General features: G+C 36.5%; 21 protein-coding genes. 11 read left to right on the top strand and 10 right to left on the bottom strand.

What is annotated here, in order from left to right:
* Positions 1-58: 58 nt before the first annotated feature.
* The 4 genes from A9G42_RS01700 to A9G42_RS01685 all read left to right on the top strand — a co-directional run bounded on the left by A9G42_RS01700 (position 59) and on the right by A9G42_RS01685 (position 2,429).
* Positions 59-541 (top strand): hypothetical protein, encoded by a 483-nt coding sequence (locus A9G42_RS01700; RefSeq protein ID WP_065652457.1) that lies wholly within the window; start codon positions 59-61, stop codon positions 539-541.
* A 305-nt stretch (positions 542-846) separates the two neighbouring features.
* Complete coding sequence (locus A9G42_RS14460) at positions 847-1,635, top strand: RHS repeat-associated core domain-containing protein (protein WP_065652456.1); 789 nt, start codon at positions 847-849, stop codon at positions 1,633-1,635.
* Positions 1,636-1,658: 23 nt separating this feature from the next.
* Positions 1,659-1,910 (top strand): MafI family immunity protein, encoded by a 252-nt coding sequence (locus A9G42_RS01690; RefSeq protein ID WP_065588177.1) that lies wholly within the window; start codon positions 1,659-1,661, stop codon positions 1,908-1,910.
* A 126-nt stretch (positions 1,911-2,036) separates the two neighbouring features.
* Positions 2,037-2,429, top strand: coding sequence for an RHS repeat domain-containing protein (locus A9G42_RS01685; protein WP_065652455.1), 393 nt, complete (start codon positions 2,037-2,039; stop codon positions 2,427-2,429).
* A 40-nt stretch (positions 2,430-2,469) separates the two neighbouring features.
* Here A9G42_RS01685 and A9G42_RS01680 read toward each other — a convergent pair whose 3' ends face one another.
* The 7 genes from A9G42_RS01680 to rsmE all read right to left on the bottom strand — a co-directional run bounded on the left by A9G42_RS01680 (position 2,470) and on the right by rsmE (position 8,104).
* Positions 2,470-2,991: a DUF6630 family protein gene (locus A9G42_RS01680; protein ID WP_065652454.1), complete on the bottom strand. Its 522-nt coding sequence runs from the start codon at positions 2,989-2,991 to the stop codon at positions 2,470-2,472.
* Positions 2,992-3,660: 669 nt separating this feature from the next.
* Positions 3,661-4,698 (bottom strand): phosphoribosylformylglycinamidine cyclo-ligase, encoded by a 1,038-nt coding sequence (gene purM / locus A9G42_RS01675; RefSeq protein ID WP_065652453.1) that lies wholly within the window; start codon positions 4,696-4,698, stop codon positions 3,661-3,663.
* Between the two features lie 98 nt (positions 4,699-4,796).
* Positions 4,797-5,207, bottom strand: a complete 411-nt coding sequence (ruvX, locus tag A9G42_RS01670) for a Holliday junction resolvase RuvX (protein WP_065567117.1) — start codon at positions 5,205-5,207, stop codon at positions 4,797-4,799.
* A gap of 3 nt (positions 5,208-5,210) precedes the next feature.
* On the bottom strand, positions 5,211-5,768 hold the full coding sequence (locus A9G42_RS01665) for a YqgE/AlgH family protein (RefSeq protein ID WP_065567116.1): 558 nt from the start codon (positions 5,766-5,768) through the stop codon (positions 5,211-5,213).
* A gap of 20 nt (positions 5,769-5,788) precedes the next feature.
* Positions 5,789-6,241 carry a GNAT family N-acetyltransferase gene (locus A9G42_RS01660; RefSeq protein ID WP_065567115.1) on the bottom strand — a complete coding sequence of 151 codons (453 nt, stop codon included), beginning with the start codon at positions 6,239-6,241 and terminating at the stop codon, positions 5,789-5,791.
* A 9-nt stretch (positions 6,242-6,250) separates the two neighbouring features.
* Positions 6,251-7,201 carry a glutathione synthase gene (gene gshB / locus A9G42_RS01655; RefSeq protein WP_065652452.1) on the bottom strand — a complete coding sequence of 317 codons (951 nt, stop codon included), beginning with the start codon at positions 7,199-7,201 and terminating at the stop codon, positions 6,251-6,253.
* A gap of 177 nt (positions 7,202-7,378) precedes the next feature.
* Complete coding sequence (gene rsmE / locus A9G42_RS01650; protein WP_065652451.1) at positions 7,379-8,104, bottom strand: 16S rRNA (uracil(1498)-N(3))-methyltransferase; 726 nt, start codon at positions 8,102-8,104, stop codon at positions 7,379-7,381.
* A gap of 97 nt (positions 8,105-8,201) precedes the next feature.
* Here rsmE and folB point away from each other — a divergent pair, with 97 nt between their 5' ends.
* From folB to A9G42_RS01630, 4 genes are all read left to right on the top strand, one after another.
* Positions 8,202-8,573 carry a dihydroneopterin aldolase gene (gene folB / locus A9G42_RS01645; protein WP_065567112.1) on the top strand — a complete coding sequence of 124 codons (372 nt, stop codon included), beginning with the start codon at positions 8,202-8,204 and terminating at the stop codon, positions 8,571-8,573.
* Between the two features lie 31 nt (positions 8,574-8,604).
* Positions 8,605-9,600 carry an MBL fold metallo-hydrolase gene (locus A9G42_RS01640; protein WP_065652450.1) on the top strand — a complete coding sequence of 332 codons (996 nt, stop codon included), beginning with the start codon at positions 8,605-8,607 and terminating at the stop codon, positions 9,598-9,600.
* A 65-nt stretch (positions 9,601-9,665) separates the two neighbouring features.
* The gene (locus A9G42_RS01635) at positions 9,666-9,872 is read left to right on the top strand and encodes a hypothetical protein (protein ID WP_065567110.1); all 207 of its coding nucleotides are present in this window, start codon (positions 9,666-9,668) and stop codon (positions 9,870-9,872) included.
* 1 nt (position 9,873) lies between these two features.
* Positions 9,874-10,302 (top strand): EamA family transporter, encoded by a 429-nt coding sequence (locus A9G42_RS01630; protein ID WP_065567109.1) that lies wholly within the window; start codon positions 9,874-9,876, stop codon positions 10,300-10,302.
* Positions 10,303-10,473: 171 nt separating this feature from the next.
* Here the strand turns inward: A9G42_RS01630 and moeA are convergent, their stop codons facing one another.
* The 3 genes from moeA to rsmI form a co-directional block, all read right to left on the bottom strand.
* The gene (gene moeA / locus A9G42_RS01625; protein ID WP_065652449.1) at positions 10,474-11,700 is read right to left on the bottom strand and encodes a molybdopterin molybdotransferase MoeA; all 1,227 of its coding nucleotides are present in this window, start codon (positions 11,698-11,700) and stop codon (positions 10,474-10,476) included.
* Between the two features lie 163 nt (positions 11,701-11,863).
* A complete protein-coding gene (gene ychF, locus A9G42_RS01620) occupies positions 11,864-12,955 on the bottom strand; it encodes a redox-regulated ATPase YchF (RefSeq protein WP_065567107.1) in 1,092 nt (363 codons plus the stop codon).
* Positions 12,956-13,164: 209 nt separating this feature from the next.
* Positions 13,165-13,992 carry a 16S rRNA (cytidine(1402)-2'-O)-methyltransferase gene (gene rsmI, locus A9G42_RS01615; RefSeq protein ID WP_065652448.1) on the bottom strand — a complete coding sequence of 276 codons (828 nt, stop codon included), beginning with the start codon at positions 13,990-13,992 and terminating at the stop codon, positions 13,165-13,167.
* Between the two features lie 469 nt (positions 13,993-14,461).
* Here rsmI and nlpD point away from each other — a divergent pair, with 469 nt between their 5' ends.
* The 3 genes from nlpD (at position 14,462) to A9G42_RS01600 (ending at position 17,099) form a co-directional block, all read left to right on the top strand.
* Positions 14,462-15,538, top strand: a complete 1,077-nt coding sequence (gene nlpD / locus A9G42_RS01610) for a murein hydrolase activator NlpD (protein WP_218057900.1) — start codon at positions 14,462-14,464, stop codon at positions 15,536-15,538.
* Between the two features lie 118 nt (positions 15,539-15,656).
* Positions 15,657-16,409 (top strand): 2,3-diphosphoglycerate-dependent phosphoglycerate mutase, encoded by a 753-nt coding sequence (gpmA, locus tag A9G42_RS01605; protein ID WP_065582986.1) that lies wholly within the window; start codon positions 15,657-15,659, stop codon positions 16,407-16,409.
* Between the two features lie 111 nt (positions 16,410-16,520).
* Complete coding sequence (locus A9G42_RS01600) at positions 16,521-17,099, top strand: thymidine kinase (RefSeq protein ID WP_065567103.1); 579 nt, start codon at positions 16,521-16,523, stop codon at positions 17,097-17,099.
* The last annotated feature ends 60 nt before the right edge of the window (positions 17,100-17,159 follow it).

Raw genomic sequence — 17,159 nt, 5'->3', positions numbered from 1 at the left:
ATAGAAATTTTTAATGAAAATATTGTTCATTTTGAAAAAGTAAAATAAAGGTAAAAATATGCTATTAAAATTAGAAAATTCAAAAGTACCAATGAAAATGGTGTACCTTCTTTCAGAAAAATTAAAAGTAAATCCAGAATATGCTTCTTTGACTCAAGCTTTAACACTTGATCATACAAAGCCTTACGTTGGATTAAATGGCACTAATGGTCTTTTTGGTACAAAGGAGTGGTGGAATAGTATTGAGCAAGGGAGAATCCCTTTATTATTTATTTCTGGAATAATAAAAAAAGCTTATGTAGCAGGACAAGATCCCTCAAATTTTAATAATACACTTGATTTATTACTTGAAGATGGAACAATTCAATCTGTTGGTATTTATGCCAACAAAAAAAAAGATTCCAAGCTGTTTAAGATTGGCTATAGCGCAAGTATTGTATATGCGTTAGATGAGCTAAAACCTCAGGCAGCGCTAAATTTCGGACAAAAATATAATCAAATCGCTTTAGAAATGGCAGTTTCATTAGAGCCTGTAGAATAAGTTCCAATTTAGATTCAATTTAACATATCAAATCGGCAAGGCAAGCTTAATACTTAGCTTACTTTGCTAGATTTAAATCATTATTGTGTCAACTAACTATTTGCTATGATGTTATTAGCGTTAATATTATGATAAACCCAAACGTTTTTTGGTGGCAAATACTTTGAGTATAATTGCTTTGGTAACCTGATTGTGGAAAAACGCGGAAAAGGCCACAGTCTAATAAACTTATTGCCGAGACCAATAACGATAAACACTGGCAAAGCTACCTTTACGAGCCAGACTCTTACCGTCCCTTAGCCCTTGTGCACGGCAATGCGCAGCAAGATAACATCAAACTCTACTGGTATCAAAACGACCACCTCGGCACACCCATAGCCCTTACCGGCAGCTTAGGTGACACGCTCTACGAATGCCAGTATAATGCCTATGGGCAGATAATAAACGAAACCTATCATCAGGACGATATAGATTCCCTGCCCGATAATCCATTAAGATTCCAAGGGCAATATTATGATGAGGAAACAGGGCTTCATTATAACCTAAACCGTTACTACGACCCATTTACCGGCAGATATATCACCCAAGACCCACTAGGTATACTAGGCGGACTAAATAGTTATCAATATGTCAATGGTGATCCGATAAATTGGATAGATCCGTTAGGGTTGATTAAGATTGAAAATAATGGGTTTGAGGGGGTTGGCTCAAAAATTTCTCCTGAAAATGAAAAATATGTAGATATTTTATCACCAGAAGCTAAACAACATATATTATACGGTGATGGACCAACAAGTGGGGGACACATGTATCCGGGTAATCCTGGTAAGACAACATTTCCAAAGGATTGGTCTGCAGACAAGATCGTTCATGAAATAGGTGATATCGCAACTGCTCCAAATACACAATGGTATGCTCAAACAGGAACTGGTAGTATTTATACCAAATCAGGTAAGCCAGCTAGGTGGGTTGCATATGAAATTAGAGATGAAGTCCGTATAAGAGTTATTTATCAACCCGCAAATGGAAGAGTAATAACAGCATTTCCAGATAATGCTCCTACTCCCAAAAATTATAAAAAAGTAGGCAAGTGAAAAATTAAAGAGGATTAAATATTATGTTAGTAAATGATTGTATAAAAGAATTTGGAAACGGATTAAAAGATAGGTTGGATCCTGAAATAGTTGATTATGCAATTGACTATATAAATCATTCTGAAAGTATTCTAGCTTTTGAAACATTATGTGATCATATTGCAGATTTTGACGTAAAAATTAGCTCTGAAGAATATCAAAAAATACTTAAAATTGTAAAATTACTTAATTTGAAGTTAGACAGCCGATACTTATATATAAATCCGAATAAATAAATATCTATCTAGCAATGTACTTCAACTCGCCATTGCTACGATGAAAACACCGGCTTACTTAATGGCACTAAACTGCCCGATGGGCAATGGTTAGAATATCATTACAATCAGGGTCAGCTACTGGGGATGACACTCGACCATCAGCCATTAGCCGCTTTTCGTTGGGATAAACAAGGGCGAGAGTGTGAACGCCGTCAGGGTAATGGACTGGTTAACCGTTACCAGTATGACCTACTAGGGCAACTTATTGCCCATCAACGTTATCATCGTTATGATATCAGCACCCAGACCTCGCCAACGCCAATTTGGCAACAGCAATATCACTACAATCCTAACGGACAGCTTGCCGAAATCACCAGACATCAGCCACGCCGTTATCGTTATGATAACGCCGGTCAATTACACACAGTGACTTACCCTGAGGTCAATCCCAAGCAACATCATGCTGAAAAAGCATTAAAGTTATTACAAAATAACCAACAACCATTAATGGGTACAGATGGCATTTTAACGCCATGATCGAACAATGCTACGCCTGTTTGTAAAGTAATTTATCCCACTACTCTAATTCGCTACCCAATTGATTAACTAGGTATTCTACTTCGTTATGTGCTGTCGTTGGGTAAACAATAATCCATAAATTGTCATCCCCCGATATGACATTAGCAAGATTAAAACCTTGTTTTTTTAGTTCTCGATTAAAATCTGCTAACACCCCATCACCTGAAACAGTTGTGCGGTTATCGTAATGACGCATATTCGGGAACGAAACACGGTTAACACCAAAATTATTGAGTAACAGATCTGCAATCCCTAATTTAAGCTCATCAACGCTTTCTTTCCAATCGATTTGTAGCATAAATTCCGGTTGTAATATATCGCCTAATATCTCAACTTGGCGAAAAGTGATCAGTTCGTCTTCACTCACTAAATAATCTGTTTCAAATTCCTCATCTTCGTCTTCATCCCATTCATAATGATCAATCACATCATTAATCCATTGTAAATCAAGACTGTTAGTTAAAAGTGCTACCAATTTTTTTAAGTCTTGCCTAAATTCATCTGTAATAAGCCATTGCATATAATATTCCTTTCTATTTTAATTGATTTTTTACTATTGGATTTGTTGCTTTTATTATAAAGCAAATGATATTGTCAAATTAGCCTTGTGTAAATATCCCAAACTTAACACACAAGCCACCTAGAAAATTAAGCCGCTTGTTTTAGGAGATAGTTATATTATCAACTAAAGGTAACAGTTAATTCTATTGCCAAAATCCATACTTAAGATGATTATGCTACAAAAATAATTCAGAAAAACCATTGATTTTATTTGATTTTTTATTTTATAAAATGATAGTAAATAATAATATAAATTCTTTTGTCACAATACTACCTAAAAAGAGTTGAAATATTTTCAGAAGCCGAAGATACTAACAAAACAAACTTGATACAGACACCATTAGCTTTAGTGATATCAAAAACAAGCTGAATTTAATGTTAACTATATCTGGATAAGTGGCGGTACAGAAGGCATTGGTTCATTTTTTGGCGAGGATGAATGGTTAGTGCCTTAATATATACTAGGGGTAGGATATGCCGAAGCGTCTGTAATGCGAATGGTGCAGTCATCATGCTATCAGAAGCAGAAACCTACTGAAGTTAGCATAAACTAACTTCAGTAGGAATTTTCGTCCTTTAGGGGGTAGGGAGGATGTTAAGATTTGGGTAGATAAAGTGAATGTAAAATCTATTTTATTATTACCCGCTCTGCTGATGTAGTCTGTTTAATTTCACCTAATAGCCATGCTGTTTCACCATGATTATTTAGTAAGGTAATTGTTTTATCGACCAATGGTTTTGGTATGGCAATAATTAAGCCAACACCACAATTAAAGGTGCGATACATTTCATGGCGGCTAACATTGCCTGCTTTTTGTAACCAATTAAATATAGCAGGCCATTGCCAACTTGTTTCATTAATTATCGCTTGAGTATTTTCAGGTAACACACGAGGAATGTTTTCCCAGAAACCACCACCTGTTATATGTGCTATTGCATGGATATCAACTTGCGCAATTAAATCAAGTATGGGCTTAACATAGATTTTAGTTGGTGCTAGCAAGTGATCGGCAAGTGGTTTGCCGTCTAACTGTTCAGTAGCAGGGTTTACACCACTGACTTCAATAATTTTACGTACTAACGAATAGCCATTAGAATGAGCACCGCTTGAAGCTAATGCGATTAATGCATCGCCATCTTGCACCTTGCTACCGTCTATCATAGCTGATTTTTCAACTACACCAACACAAAATCCCGCTAAATCGTAGTCATTTCCCTGATACATGCCTGGCATTTCGGCAGTTTCGCCGCCAACTAAAGCACATCCTGATTGTTTACAGCCTTCGGCAATGCCTGTGACTACTGTTGCTGCAACATCGACATTAAGTTTACCTGTGGCATAATAATCAAGAAAGAATAAAGGTTCCGCACCTTGCACAATCAGGTCATTAACGCACATTGCCACTAAATCAATACCAATTGATTCATGGCGGTTTAAATCCATTGCTAGGCGTAATTTAGTACCCACGCCATCCGTGCCCGATACTAAAATTGGCTCTTTGTATTTTTGTGGAATAGCACATAACGCACCAAAACCACCCAATCCCCCCATAACTTCGGGGCGCTTGGTCTCTTTTACAACCGATTTGATGCGATTAACAAGTTCATTGCCGGCATCAATATCGACACCAGCATCTTTATAACTAAGAGAGTTGTTATTTGACACGGCAAGTTCCTTCCAATAAAAAATTGCTGTTTATTTTAGCAAGGATGATATTGGTTGGCGATCTATTATTAGGTAAAAGAATTGATTAATTAAAATAATTAATTGTTTTCAAACCAACTTTCTAAAATAATGATTGCGGAAGTCGCATCTACATGACCTTTTTCAAGTGCTCGATAACCGCGAGAAGCAAAAATATGTGATTTAGCTTCAACGGTTGATAATCGTTCATCTTGTAAATGGACTTGATAACCAAACATACCATGTAAACGGTTAGCAAATTTGCGTGCTCGGGCAGTGAGTGGTTGCTCTGTGCCATCCATATTTAAAGGCAATCCGACTACTAAAAAATCGGGTTTCCACTCGTTTAAGACCTTTTCGATTGTTTGCCAGTTAGGAATGCCATCGCGTGCCTTAAATGAGCATAAAGGGCTAGCTGTTTTAGTGATATCTTGGCCAATAGCCGCACCAATACTTGCTGTGCCAAAATCAAATGCGATAATCGTTGCCATTGGTTATGCATTTCCCATTTGGTGTGAAATAGTATTCATATTAATGCCGAGCGATTCTGCTGCTTTTTGCCACCGTTCATTGATGGCAATCTCAAAAATAATTTTAGGATCTGTATCAGCAACTAACCAATTGTTTCGTGCTACTTCTTCTTCGAGTTGTAGCGATTGCCAGCTGGTATAACCTAATGCGAGCAATATATCTTTTGGTTGTTCAGGAGAACCGATAGTTTTTAATAAATCAAGCGATGTTGTAATCATCACATCGTCAGAAATTTGTATGCTTGATGAAAAACCTTGCTGTGGTGTGTGCAAAATAAACCCTTGTTCTTCAGCAATAGGACCACCAGCGAAAACGGGCTGTTCCAGTTCAGCACAATTTTTGCTTGCTGTTATATCTAAACGTGTCAGTACTGTTGATACATTAAGTTCTAATATCGGTTTATTAATGGTGATACCCATAGCACCATCGCGGTTATGCTCACAAATGTAGATAACCGAGCGACTAAATGTTGAATCGCTTATCGTTGGCATAGCGATGATAAAATGATTTTTTAAATTCATATGTTCACATTTTTAATAGTTTATAACGCGCATTTACCAATTTTAACTTTATGCTCAACATTACAGCGCATTAATAGCTCAGGCTCTCCGGTTTCTTCGTTGATTGATTCTGATACAATATTAAAATCCTGAGAAAGAAAAAAATCAATCGCTGCGGTATTTTTTTTATAAACATGCACTAGCAGTTCATTATGGCGTTGTTTTGCTTTTTCAACGAGTGCTTTACCTGTCCCTTGTCGGCGAAAAGCCTCATCAACAAATAAACCTGAAATATAGTTTTCAGTTATGCCAATAAAACCTTTTACTCCATCAAGATCTTGAACATATAATGTCGACATAGGAATGAGCATTTTTACTAATTCATAATTTTGTTTGAAAAATTGAGGATCAATAAAACGATGTGCTTGTTCATTACCTTCTAGCCATATAGCCATGACTTTATCTAAATCTGCTGTTTTATATTCTCTGATCATTTTTTTGCTCTACTTATTTAATCGACGTTCAATGGCATCCATTAACATACCTGTAATGGAAAGATTTGGTTTTTTTGCCTCAATTTCACGAACACAAGTGGGACTTGTTACGTTAATTTCAGTTAGCTTATCGCCAATAATATCTAAACCAACAAATAGTAAGCCTTTTTCTTTTAACGTTGGGGCAATACTTTTGGCAATATGCCAATCACTTTCACTTAATGCTCTTACTTCTCCGTGCCCACCTGCGGCAAGGTTACCTCGAGTTTCCCCTTTTTGTGGAATTCTTGCTAAACAATAGGGTACAGGCTCACCATCGACAACCAAAACACGTTTATCCCCGTCTGTTATCGCTGGTATGTAAGTTTGAGCCATGCAGTAACGTGAGTTGTGCTCAGTTAAGGTTTCAATGATAACCGACACATTGGGATCACCAGCTTTAATTCTAAAAATTGACGCTCCACCCATACCGTCAAGTGGCTTTAAAATGATATCGTTATGCTCTTGATAAAAGGATTTAATCTGTTGAGTTTGACGAGTAACCAATGTTTCAGGCGTAAATTTTGCAAACCATGCAGTAAACAATTTTTCGTTACAATCACGTAAACTTTTAGGCTTATTTACTACTAATACGCCTTTTGCCTCAGCACGCTCTAGAATATAGGTTGCATAAATAAATTCGGTATCAAATGGGGGATCTTTACGCATTAATATGACATCAAGATCACTTAAGGGTATGGTTTGTTCATTGTTCATATCGAACCAATGGTGATCATCATTACAAACAGTTAATGTCCGTGTTGTTGCATAAGCTTCACCATTGCGTAAGAAGAGATCATTCATTTCCATATAAAAAAGTTGATACCCTCGCTTTTGTGCCTCAAGTAACATGGCAAAACTGGTATCTTTTTTTATTTTGATATGACTAATTGGGTCCATTACAATGCCCAGTTTTATCATAATGACTCCTTACTGATTTTATCTACTTAATTGGGTTTTTATATTAAAATATAGGTATTACCTAAAGCGCTTTGTCAAGGCTTAATGGCAACACCCAAAATAATGCTTGCTGTTATCATACTCGTTACTAAGCCAGTTGCAAAGTAATCATTACTTATCGGCTACATTTTGCTGTGTTTATCCAAGATCGCCTAAGTGCACTTGTAATGCGGTAAGCGCTGTGAGCGCAGCGGTTTCTGTTCGTAACACTCTTGGTCCGAGTAAAATATCTGTAAAATGATAGTCATGCGTCATGCTAATTTCATTGTCAGACAATCCACCTTCTGGCCCAATCAATAAATAAATTTTTTTATGCTCATTGGCTAATTGTTTTATGCCGTGCTTAGCTTTAGGATGTAAATTGAGTCTTAATCCTTGCGTTAAACTTGCACACCAGTTTTCTAATTTCATGACAGGTTTGATTTCAGGTATTATATTGCGTCCACACTGTTCACAAGCTGAAATCACAATTTTTTGCCACTGTTGTGTTTTTTTATCTAATCTTTCGGTATCGAGCTTAACCCCACAACGTTCAGAAAGTAGTGGCGTTATACTACTGATACCTAACTCAACCGATTTCTGAATAGTAAATTCCATTTTTTCGCCGCGTGATATCACTTGCCCCAAATGGATCTCTAATGGCGATTCGCGATTATCTAAAATGGACGAAGCTGTTTTGACTGTAACCGATTTTTTATTGACTTCATGAATAATCGCAGGGGTAATATGATTAGATCCATCAAATAAGATAATTTTTTCACCGACCTTCATTCGTAATACACGAATAAGGTGGTTAAACGCATTATCATCCAAGGTAATAAGGCTATTTTGCTCAATAATAAAAGGTTGAAAAATTCGAGTCATAATTACGGATATTTAGTATTATTTAAAATAAATTATAGCGTAATTTAACAAGATTCGGTAATCTCTATTTAATGTAATTAGGCATTTGGAATCGGGTATGAATACATACAGCAAAGATAGGGTACTGATTGAAGGATTAACTGTTCTAACAACCATCGGCGTCTATGATTGGGAAAAGACCATCAAGCAGAAGCTAGTTCTTGATCTTGAAATGGCATGGGATAATAAACCTGCTGGCGAAAGCGATAATGTATCGCTTTGTTTAGACTATTTTGAGGTTAGCCAAACGATAACACACTTTATTCAATCTTCGAAATTTGAGCTGATTGAATGTGTAGCAGAGCGAGTCGCTGAAATGATTATTAAACAATTTTCTGTTAATTGGTTGAAAGTTAAAGTATCTAAACCAACAGCAATAGCAAATGCTCGGAATGTTGCTGTAATTATTGAACGAACAGCAAATTACTAAACTAAATTGATTGTCAAAGAAGGCTATCAGGATGGATGATCAAAAACAAGATTTAACGACTCAAAAAAAACATCATACTGCTAAAGGGTTTAAACATGATGCATCTTTTAAAATTAAAATTGGCGAGTTTTTACGTTGGCGTTTTAAGCGTAAAGTGTTACCACCTAAAGTAGGTTATCATACTTTTAACCAAACATGGTTTGAGCCAATCAATCTCAGTTTACCTGATGATAGAGTTTGGTGGATTGGCCACTCAACAACATTGATTCGTTTAAACGGTAAGATGATTTTAACTGATCCTATCTTTTCTAAGCGGGCTTCACCTTCGCAATTCATAGGACCTAAACGGCGAACACCGCCAGCTTTAGATATTGAACAATTGCCGCAGATTGATTTTATTGTTATTTCACATAACCATTATGATCATCTTGATTCTCAAAGTATTCAGCAATTATTGGCTCGTTTCCCTCATGTTGTCATTATGGTTCCGCTTGGTTTAAAAAGAACATTACTAAAGTGGGGGGCTAAGAACACTATTGAATTAGATTGGTGGGATTGTAAAACTATTGATGGGCTTACTTTTTCTGCTACCCCAGCTGTACACTGGAGCAATCGAGGATTGTTTGATGTGAATAAAGCATTATGGTGTGGTTGGATGATCCAATCTAAGATTGCTAATCAAACAAAAACAGTCTATTTTATGGGGGATACTAGCTATTGTGTTGAATTAAAAGAGATTGCTAGGCGTTTTCCTTCAATTGATTTGGCATTAATACCTATTGGTGCTTATGCGCCACGTTGGTATATGAAATCACAGCATATTGACCCCAAGCAAGCTGTGCAACTGTACGATGAATTACAATGCCATTCAGCCATAGCTATTCATTGGGGAGCATTTGAATTAGCTGACGAGCCATTAGATGAACCGTGCCAGTTATTAAATGAATATAAAGCAAACCGCCACTTTAATCTATTAAAAATAGGTGGTACTTTAGCTATTAATCACATTCATTCTGAATTAAAATAATTCCCATAAAAAAAACAGCAATGCTGTTAAATATTTAATGCGTTTGCCCAAAAAAGGAGAATGAAATGAAAGCTATGGTTATTGGTTTGTCTTGTTTGATGTTTAGCTTGGCATTAGTTGGATGTGGAGGTAAAAACGACGAAGGTAAAACTTATCATTGGTCAAAAGCTCACGGTGTTTTAGAAGATTGTCGTGGGGTGATGAGTAAATCACAACAATGTGAAACGAATTCCAACAATCAACAATACCTATTTAAAATCGATAAATACTAATATGAGTGCGTGGCTTATTTATGCGCTACTTTCCGCTATTACTGCGGCATGCGTAGCTATTTTAGGAAAAATCGGTTTACAGTACCTTGATGCAAACACAGCAACTGCAATTCGTGCTATTGTCATGGCTATTTTTTTAGTTGGGGTGGTTGCTGTTCAAGGTAAACTAAGCCTTATCAACACGTTTTTTAATGATAAAAAGGCGTTATTTATTATTGCACTGAGTGGCATTGCCGGTGCGCTATCTTGGCTATTTTATTTTATGGCGATTAAAGAGGGCAAAGTATCGCAAGTTGCGCCAATTGACAAGTTAAGCGTAGTTTTTGCTGTTGTATTTGCTGCTATTTTATTCGGTGAAAAGGTTTCGCTATTAGCTGGTGTAGGGGTTGCTATGATTGCCGTAGGCGCGATATTAGTTGCACTATTTTAATTATATCTCAACTTATTATCTGCCAGCGGGTTATACCGTTATATAGTAATAAACCAATATAACGATATGTTCATAATGTTACATACCACCTATTTACACAACTAAATCATACACATAATAAATGTGCATGACTATTATGGTAAATAATGCAAATGGGTATTTAAACCACGCTTACTTTAGTAAACGATTAAACAGCTCAACCGTTACCTGCTCCCCTTTGCTGACATTACCACGATCCTGTTCAAGCACAATAAAACAATTAGCTTGCTTAAATGATTGTGTCATATGCGATCCTTGCTGACCTGTTGTGCTAACTTCTAACTCACCTTGTGCATTTATTTGTAACATACCACGTTGAAAGTCTACTCTACCAAGGCTCTTTTTAAGATTGGTTGCAGTGCTTACTTTAAAGGTTAAATCAATGGCTGGTGCTTCAACCCCTGAAAGCGCTAAAATTAGTGGTTGTACTAATTGATAAAAAGTCACTAAGGTTGAAACTGGATTGCCGGGCAAACCACAAAATAGCGCCTCGCCAATGTTGCCAAAGGCAAAAGGCTTGCCAGGTTTCATCGCAATTTTCCAAAAGCTGATTTTGCCAAGCGCTTCTAAAGCCACTTTAGTATAATCTGCATCGCCCACAGAAACGCCACCGCTGGTGATGACTAAATTAGCTTGGTTCGATGCGGCTATCAACGCTTGTTTGATTTGAGCAGGGTCATCAGAAATGATACCAAGATCGACAATGTCACAGTTAAGCTCAGTTAATAATAATTTTAGCGTGAAACGGTTACTATCATAAATAGCACTATTACCAGCTAAAGGCTCACCAATTGGCGTTAATTCATTACCTGTTGATAAGATAGCTACTTTCAGTTTTTTAAAAACCAAAACTTCACTAATGCCTAATGTCGCAAGGGTTGATAGTATAGGGATGGTTAATTTTTCTCCTTTACTCACAACGGCAGTGTCTTTTTTTATATCTTCGCCCATACGGCGGATATTATCGCCAACTTTTACCTCATTTAAAAAAGTGATACCTAGCTCCGATTTTTCGGTCTGTTCTTGCATCACTACGGCATCAGCATCATTAGGTACGGGTGCTCCAGTCATAATACGTAAACAAGTACCTTGTGGCCAATTAAGATTACTTATATCATCGCCAGCTAAAATAATGCCCGCTATAGGTAATAATTTAGATTGATTAACATCGGATAATCTAACGGCATACCCATCCATCGCTGAGTTATTAAAGCTTGGCACATTAATCGGCGACATTACCGGCTTTGCAGTGATACGTCCTAATGTATCTAACAAAGAAACTTTTTCGCAATTGAGTGATTTTATGGCTGATGCGCGTTGAAGCATTTGCTGTTTGGCTTGTTGAAATGTGAGTAACATAAAAGTATGCCTTCCTTATGTTTATGAAGCTATTATTTGATCTTGCTAAGAAATTTCAGGAAATGTATCTGTTTTAGTAAAAATCACTTTTTTATCAAGATTGAATTGATCTTTATGATTGCTAATATAACAACGTCGCCAAAAGGCGACGTCAAATCATTAGCTATACATTAAATAAGAAGTTCATAATATCGCCATCTTGCACGACATAATCTTTACCCTCAGCGCGCATTTTGCCTGCTTCTTTTGCACCTTGTTCACCGCCGTATTTAATAAAATCTTCAAAAGCGATAGTTTGAGCGCGAATAAACCCTTTTTCAAAATCAGTATGAATTTTACCTGCTGCTTGTGGCGCTGTATCGCCAACTGAAATTGTCCATGCTCGAACCTCCTTAACACCTGCTGTAAAGTACGTTTGTAAATTAAGCAAACTATATCCTGCACGAATCACGCGGTTTAGACCAGGTTCTGTTAACCCTAAATCTTGCATAAATTCGTCACGATCAGCATCATCAAGCTCAGCAAGCTCGGCTTCAATTGCGGCACATACAGGTACAACTATGGCCTTTTCTTGTTCAGCAATGGCTTTGACTTTATCTAAATAAGGATTGTTTTCAAAACCATCTTCATTCACATTAGCGATATACATGGTTGGTTTTAGGGTTAAAAAGCTTAGGTATTTAATTGCATCAAGCTCTTCTTTACTTAAATCAAGTTGCAACAATTTTTTACCTTGCTCTAAATGTGGTAAGCATTTTTCAAGGATTTCTAATTCAAATTTGGCCTCTTTATCGCCACCTTTGGCACGTTTTTGTAGGCGCGTTATTGCACGTTCGCAAGCTTCAAGATCGGATAGGGCAAGTTCAGTATTAATAATCTCGATATCTTCAGCCGGATCGATCTTGCCAGCGACGTGAATGATATTATCATTTTCAAAACAACGTACAACATGGCCAATGGCTTCAGTTTCACGAATATTAGCTAAAAATTGATTACCTAAACCTTCACCTTTCGACGCACCTTTAACTAAACCTGCAATATCAACAAATTCCATAGTAGTTGGCAATGTACGTTGTGGTTTTACAATTTTTGCCAGTTCATCTAAACGTGGATCGGGCATCGGCACAACCCCAGTGTTTGGCTCGATAGTACAAAACGGAAAGTTAGCCGCTTCAATGCCAGCTTTAGTTAGTGCGTTAAAAAGCGTTGACTTACCCACATTAGGTAGTCCGACGATACCACATTTAAATCCCATATTGTTTGTTACCTTTTATCATAAATGTCTTAAAAATAAGGGGAGATTATATACTAAATTGTGCTATTTATGCCAATGTTCTTAGCGATAAATCCACGAGGAATTAAACAAATTAACAGTTACTATTTATTGTTTATTACCAAGCTTAGTTTATTACCAAGTTAATATTTGCTGTATACTGGCCATAACCCACCCACTTAGTCATTTAGTTATTGTTCTGTATTCAAACCGATTTGGTAAAGTTGATTCTTTTTAAGTCCATATATTTCAGCGGTAATAGCTGCTGCTTTTTTTAATGGCAGTTCTTTTTGCAATAGTTTAAGAGTACCAATCGCCTTTGGATCAATATCTTCCTCTGATTTTGTATGGCCTTGCACGATTAACACAAATTCACCTTTTTGGCGGGCAGGATCTTCATTTAACCAATTTATCAACTCATTAACCTTAAAACTGACAATAGTTTCCCACGTTTTGGTTAGCTCTTTAGCCAAAATAATTGGCTTATCAGCACCCCAAATAGTTTGCATATCATTAAGCGTGTCTAATAAGCGATGAGTCGATTCATAAAAGATGATTGTGCGTGGTTCGTCTAATAAATGGGTAAGGTAATCTTGGCGTGCTTTAGTTTTAGCGGGTAAAAAACCTTCATAAATAAACTTATCTGACGGTAATCCTGAAGCACATAGAGCTGTTATCGCAGCGCAAGCGCCAGGAATTGGTACGACTTTAATGCCATTTTCGTGACATGCTTTAACCAAATGATATCCTGGATCGTTAATTAATGGCGTACCTGCATCGGAAATCAACGCAATGGATAACCCTGATTTGAGTTTCTCGATAAGTATATTGGATTTTTCTTGTTCATTATGATCATGCAAAGCAAACAGCTTCGCTTTAATTCCAAGATGTTGTAAAAGTAAGCCACTATGACGCGTATCTTCAGCCGCAATAAGATCGACGCTTTTAAGTATATCGATCGCTCTAAGCGTAATATCATCTAAATTTCCGATGGGGGTAGCAACAATATATAAAGTCATTATTTTTAATCACATTAAATTTTTATAGAAAGATAGTAAAGATACTGTACGAAACCTCATTTTATTGTATATACTCACTACTTTCAAAATAAATTCAACTAGTCTAAGTAAATTAGTTAACAAATATAAGTTAAAATAACTTGCTTATGACTAGAATTTGCTTATGGCAACAATATGCGTGTGCAGTCTTAGTTGATAAAGTGGTTAACCTAAATTAAAAGTGAATCGTATCAGGTTCAATTAATTTGAGTATGCATCGTTATTTTTATGAAAATGATATGCTGACAAGCTAAATATTAACTAAAATCATAAAGAACTAAATAAAATTATTGATTTACTTAATAAGTAATCAATATAATAGCTTTTTACTATAAAAACGCTAAAATGTGCAAATATCCCCCATATGTGCTGAAAATAGTATTTTGCATAAAATAACTAAAAATGAAATTCGAGAATGAAAGGTGTTGCTTTGAAAAAAATACTGACATTAAGTTGCTTAAGTTTGTTAGCGGCTGCTTGTACTCAAACCGAGCAAGCCGAAATTGAAGATATTTCGGGAGCAGGTGGAGCATCAACGTCTTCTGTTTACACCAAACCACCTGCGAATATTTCAACGGGTGGTAGAGCCTCTTCTATACCTTCATCAAGACAAACGACAACGTCCAATACAAATACCGCTAACGACACTCATTCTATAAGCAGTGCTAACAGTAATGATACGGTAATTAGCAACGAGCGTATTGTTTATAACCGTAATTATGACGAAATACCTAAAGGTGGATATCAAGGCGATACTTATACTGTAAAACGTGGGGATACATTGTTTTATATTGCGTGGGTAACAGGTAACGATTACCGTTCACTAGCGGCTAAAAATAATATCAAAGAACCCTTTGCCGTTAATGTTGGGCAAGTGCTAGATGTTAGTGGTGGTACAGTTGTCGTAACCCAAAAAACCACTACACACCCAGCAACATCTAATAAAGTTAATAGCAGTAATACTACTATCGCAATGGGGCAAGCTAAAACGAGACCAACGATCACTAAAACAACAACGACTTCGATTACCAAAACAGATAAAAATCAACAACCAACGACAATCGAAAAGACGGAAACTATTACTGAGCCGTTAGATAGTTCTTCTGACATTATACCAACTCGTACCTCAAAAGTGAATGTGGCTAATATTTCATGGCAATGGCCAGCACGGGGTAAGATTGTTGAAAAATTCTCAAATACAAGTAAAGGTATTGATATATCAGGCTCAGTTGGGGCTAAAGTCATGGCGGCGGCTGATGGGCGTGTTGTTTATTCGGGCAATTCATTACCCGGTTATGGTAATTTAATTATTATTAAACATAATGATGATTATTTAACAGCGTATGCGCACAATCAATCTATATTAGTAAAAGAACAGCAAGCGGTGCGTGCAGGTGAACAAATTGCTACAATGGGGGCTACGGGCACTTCGTCGGTTAGGTTACACTTTGAAATTCGATATAAAGCGCAATCAGTTGATCCATTAAAATACTTACCAAGAAAATAAATGTTTTGAATTAAGCATTTTAATTCAAAACAAATAGGCAGGCATGGTTGCATATACCACTTGCCTATAAACCAAATACACTTAAAATTTAATTATACGTAATAAAGGAGTTATACTCATGGCTGTAAAAAAATTAGTGTTAATTCGACATGGAGAAAGTGTTTGGAACCAAGAGAACCGTTTTTGTGGTTGGACTGACGTTGATTTATCTGATAAAGGCAATAAAGAAGCTGCTGAAGCGGGTAAATTACTAAAAACAGAAGGTTTCACATTTGATTATGCTTATACTTCAGTATTAAAACGCGCTATTCACACATTATGGCACGTTCTAGACGAAGTTGATCAAGCATGGTTACCCGTTGAAAAAAGTTGGAAATTAAATGAACGCCATTATGGTGCATTACAAGGTTTAAACAAAGCAGAAACCGCAGCAAAATATGGCGATGAGCAAGTAAAATTATGGCGTCGTGGTTTTGCCATTACCCCTCCTGCACTTGAAAAATCAGATGAACGTTTTCCTGGGCATGACTCACGCTACAGCAACTTACCTGAAGCAGAATTACCATTAACGGAAAGTTTAGCATTGACTATTAAACGTGTACTTCCTTATTGGGAATCAACAATTGCGCCACGCGTAGCTAAAGGTGAGCGTGTTATTATTGCCGCTCACGGTAATTCACTGCGTGCACTAGTAAAACATTTAGACAACATCAGTGATGATGATATCATTGAGCTTAACATCCCAACTGGGGTGCCGTTAGTGTATGAATTTGATGACAATATGAAAGTCATTAAACACTATTATCTCGGTAATGCTGATGAAATCGCTGCAAAACAAGCGGCTGTTGCAAACCAAGGTAAAGCAAAATAATTATTTCTTAAAGTTAAAAAAGGTAGGTTATTTAACTTACCTTTTTTATTACCTACATCACAGCTTTTATTCATTATTTTTATTCATTGTTTTTATTTTGAGAGCGTTATTTTGTCTAAGATCTATTATATATATGGCGTAATGAATGCCGGAAAATCTACCGAACTACTACAAATTGATCACAACTACTTAAGTAATAATATGCAAACATTACTACTTAAGTCATCGGTTGATACACGTGATTCGGCTGTCGAAATTGTCTCTCGCTTAGGATTACGCAAAAAAGCATTACTGCTTGATGACACAACTGTTGATGCCATCATTGAGCATATCAAACAAAATCAATATGCCTGCATATTGATTGATGAAAGTCAGTTTTTATCGCGCAACACCATCTGGAAGCTCTCTGATGTGTGTGATGAATATAGCGTCCCAATTATGTTCTTTGGTATTAAAACCGATTATATGGGGCATCTGTTTGAAGGATCTAAAACGCTACTTGAAATTGCCGACAATTTTAGAGAGCTTAAAACCGTATGCTGGTGTGGAAAAAAAGCCACCATGATTTTATTAGAAGGGCAAGATGGTCAAATTGTTAAATTTGGCAATTCCATTCATCTGGGTGATAGCGAATACCATTCAGTGTGCCGAAAACACTGGAAGGTTGGGCAAATTAGGCCTAAAAACTGATATTCTAAACATTTCACACTGATTTTAAGTCAATAAATTACGTTTATAGGTTGATTTATT

Source organism: Gilliamella sp. Nev6-6, from assembly GCF_001690605.1.
Lineage (GTDB): Bacteria > Pseudomonadota > Gammaproteobacteria > Enterobacterales > Orbaceae > Gilliamella > Gilliamella apicola_C.
The sequence above is the reverse complement of the archived record's forward strand: the minus strand, read 5'-3'. Positions and strand labels throughout refer to the sequence as shown.

Excerpts from the sequence above, each read along its gene's own strand:
- A9G42_RS01700 (WP_065652457.1), top strand. The coding sequence starts at position 59 with ATGCTATTAAAATTAGAAAATTCAAAAGTACCAATGAAAATGGTGTAC.
- A9G42_RS01690 (WP_065588177.1), top strand. The coding sequence starts at position 1,659 with ATGTTAGTAAATGATTGTATAAAAGAATTTGGAAACGGATTAAAAGAT.
- A9G42_RS01685 (WP_065652455.1), top strand. The coding sequence starts at position 2,037 with ATGACACTCGACCATCAGCCATTAGCCGCTTTTCGTTGGGATAAACAA.
- A9G42_RS01680 (WP_065652454.1), bottom strand. The coding sequence starts at position 2,991 with ATGCAATGGCTTATTACAGATGAATTTAGGCAAGACTTAAAAAAATTG.
- ruvX (WP_065567117.1), bottom strand. The coding sequence starts at position 5,207 with ATGGCAACGATTATCGCATTTGATTTTGGCACAGCAAGTATTGGTGCG.
- A9G42_RS01665 (WP_065567116.1), bottom strand. The coding sequence starts at position 5,768 with ATGAATTTAAAAAATCATTTTATCATCGCTATGCCAACGATAAGCGAT.
- A9G42_RS01660 (WP_065567115.1), bottom strand. The coding sequence starts at position 6,241 with ATGATCAGAGAATATAAAACAGCAGATTTAGATAAAGTCATGGCTATA.
- gshB (WP_065652452.1), bottom strand. The coding sequence starts at position 7,201 with ATGATAAAACTGGGCATTGTAATGGACCCAATTAGTCATATCAAAATA.
- rsmE (WP_065652451.1), bottom strand. The coding sequence starts at position 8,104 with ATGACTCGAATTTTTCAACCTTTTATTATTGAGCAAAATAGCCTTATT.
- folB (WP_065567112.1), top strand. The coding sequence starts at position 8,202 with ATGAATACATACAGCAAAGATAGGGTACTGATTGAAGGATTAACTGTT.
- A9G42_RS01640 (WP_065652450.1), top strand. The coding sequence starts at position 8,605 with ATGGATGATCAAAAACAAGATTTAACGACTCAAAAAAAACATCATACT.
- A9G42_RS01635 (WP_065567110.1), top strand. The coding sequence starts at position 9,666 with ATGAAAGCTATGGTTATTGGTTTGTCTTGTTTGATGTTTAGCTTGGCA.
- A9G42_RS01630 (WP_065567109.1), top strand. The coding sequence starts at position 9,874 with ATGAGTGCGTGGCTTATTTATGCGCTACTTTCCGCTATTACTGCGGCA.
- moeA (WP_065652449.1), bottom strand. The coding sequence starts at position 11,700 with ATGTTACTCACATTTCAACAAGCCAAACAGCAAATGCTTCAACGCGCA.
- ychF (WP_065567107.1), bottom strand. The coding sequence starts at position 12,955 with ATGGGATTTAAATGTGGTATCGTCGGACTACCTAATGTGGGTAAGTCA.
- rsmI (WP_065652448.1), bottom strand. The coding sequence starts at position 13,992 with ATGACTTTATATATTGTTGCTACCCCCATCGGAAATTTAGATGATATT.
- gpmA (WP_065582986.1), top strand. The coding sequence starts at position 15,657 with ATGGCTGTAAAAAAATTAGTGTTAATTCGACATGGAGAAAGTGTTTGG.